Annotated in this window: 3 protein-coding genes and 1 pseudogene; all 4 read right to left on the reverse strand. The window is 64.7% G+C overall.

The window, feature by feature from the left end; all coding sequences use genetic code 11:
• Positions 1-198 (reverse strand): annotated as a pseudogene (locus tag VN856_RS07625) (acyl dehydratase); the annotation flags it as partial.
• Positions 195-1,307, reverse strand: coding sequence for an acyl-CoA dehydrogenase family protein (locus VN856_RS07630; protein WP_325687695.1), 1,113 nt, complete (start codon positions 1,305-1,307; stop codon positions 195-197). The gene VN856_RS07630 and the pseudogene VN856_RS07625, both read right to left, overlap by 4 nt.
• 1 nt (position 1,308) lies before the next feature.
• Positions 1,309-1,707 (reverse strand): Zn-ribbon domain-containing OB-fold protein, encoded by a 399-nt coding sequence (locus VN856_RS07635; RefSeq protein ID WP_325687697.1) that lies wholly within the window; start codon positions 1,705-1,707, stop codon positions 1,309-1,311.
• Positions 1,707-2,137: FAS1-like dehydratase domain-containing protein (locus VN856_RS07640; RefSeq protein WP_325687699.1), on the reverse strand; the 431-nt coding region annotated here is incomplete at its 5' end. The genes VN856_RS07635 and VN856_RS07640, both read right to left, overlap by 1 nt.

The raw sequence follows: 2,137 nt of genomic DNA on the forward strand, positions 1-2,137 counted from the left end.
GATGTTCATGAACAGGTTGGGCGAGCCCTGCTTGTTGGCGTAGTCGCGGTCGTGGTGCACCGGCATGAAGTCGCGCGACGCGATCGCCCCGGCCACGATCATCGTGGTGGTGACTGGGATCTCCAGCGGAGTGACCTCGTCACCCACATCGATGTCGCTCCAACGCAGGGTGTCGGTACGGGATTTGGCGGTCGTCATAGCCGTCCTTCCGGGTATGTGCTGCCGAGGTGAACCAGCTGTTGAGTGGCTGACCCCAAGGTGAGTTCGTTGTGTTTGGCCCACAAGAAGTAACGATGCAGGGGATAGGTGGTGTCGATTCCGATCCCGCCGTGCACGTGCTGAGCAGTGGCGGCGATCCGCGCGCCGGCTTCGGCGGCCCAGAATTTCGCGACACGTGCAGCACGGTCCGCTGGCCGTCCCTCGGCGATCAGCCAGGCCGCATGCCAAGTGGTCCAGCGGATCGCCTCCAGGTCGATGAAGCCGTCGGCCATCCGTTGCTGCACCGCCTGGAAGCTGCCGATAGGCCGGCCGAATTGTTCACGGCCCGAGGTGTATTCGGCAGCCATGCGCAACGCGCGATCCGATACGCCAACCTGAATCGCACACAGGCCGATCAGGGCGCGGGTGTACAGCGATTCGACCAGCTGGTCGCCGTCGAGCTTGTCCGCTGCGGCAACCATGGCGCCGTCGAGAAATACATCGGCGTGCGGTTCGCGGTTGGTGGTCGTCACCGGCCGGATCTCGACGCCCTGGGTATCCGTCGGCAGCAGGAACAATCCCACCTCGCCACCGTCGATCGTGGCCGGAATCAGCAAGGTATCAGCGAGCTGGCCGAACGACACCAGCTCTTTGATGCCATCCAGCCGCCACGTCGCGCCGTCGGGACGAGCTGTGGTGGCCGGACGGGTCGGGTCGGAGTGGCCGGGCTCGTGCAGGCCGGCGGACAGGATGCGGGTGCCGTCGACGACGCCGGGCAGAAAGCGCTGTTGTTGCTCAGGGCTGCCGTGCCGGGCGATCGGGTCGGCACCCAGCAGCAGCGTCGGATACGCGGGCACCGGAGCCACCGCCGACCCCACTTCGGCCAGCAGCACGCCGAGTTCGACGAAGCCACCGCCATTGCCGCCCAACGACTCCGGCAACGAGGTGCCCAGCAGGTCAAGACCGGCCAGTTCGTTCCACAGCGCCGGGTCATAGCGCAACTCGCCGGCTTCGAGTTCGGCCAACCGGTCGGGAGTGGCTCGCCGCTCAAAGACGTCAGCGGCCAGCTTGCGGATCGTCTCCTGCTCTTCGGTGAACGTGAAGTCCATGTCACCCAGCCGGCCGGAACTGGTGCAGCACAAGGTCTCCGTCGAACTCTTGGAAGTAAACCTCCACCGGCATCCCGACCCGGACGTCGGCCGGGTCGATGTCGGTCAGGTTTGAAACGATCCGGACGCCCTCGTCCAGCTGCAGCAGCGCCACGATGTAGGGATAGTCGAAGAACGGGAACTGTGGTTGGTGCGGCATCACGTAGCTGTAGACGGTGCCGCGACCCGACGACTCGATCGCCGCCCAATCCAGCGAGCGGCACTTCGGGCACATCGGCTGCGGAGGATTGCGCACGGTCTGACATCCGTTGCAGCGCTGGATCAACAGTTTGTGGTCGCGCAGCCCATTCCAGAAGAACTCGGTGTCCGGGCTGATCGTGGGTGCCAGTCGGGTCGCCATCAGTTCGCCGGCTTGAATCGTAGGACCCGGAACCGCTGGCGCCCCAGCACTTCACCGTGCTGGTCGCTGTAGGTGAGCACCCAGGTCACGAAGAACCCAGTGCCCAGCGCCGTGGTCTTTTCGTCGGACACCTCTTCGTACACCGACGTCGCGCTGATCTCGTCACCCAGCTTGGGGTAGCGGTTGATTTCGAACTCCGAGTTGGTCGCCACGATGCTGGTGTATCCGGCCTCATCGAGAAACGCGGTGGGGTTATTGGTGATTTCGACCGGGGACCCACCCCGCTCACCGATGCCTTCGAGCTTTGGCGCCGGCATGGTCCAGGTCTGCAGCATCACCGGCGGCGACACGATGCCACCGAACCGGGATTTCGCCGCGAATTCCGGATCGAGGTACACCGGGTTCATGTCGTCGAGAGCGTAGGCCCAGT

The sequence above is a fragment of the Mycobacterium sp. genome (genome assembly GCF_035603715.1).
Lineage (GTDB): Bacteria > Actinomycetota > Actinomycetes > Mycobacteriales > Mycobacteriaceae > Mycobacterium.

Bases quoted from the DNA above. Each gene is read 5' to 3' on its own strand.
- VN856_RS07635 (WP_325687697.1), bottom strand. From the start codon at position 1,707: ATGGCGACCCGACTGGCACCCACGATCAGCCCGGACACCGAGTTCTTC.
- VN856_RS07630 (WP_325687695.1), bottom strand. From the start codon at position 1,307: ATGGACTTCACGTTCACCGAAGAGCAGGAGACGATCCGCAAGCTGGCC.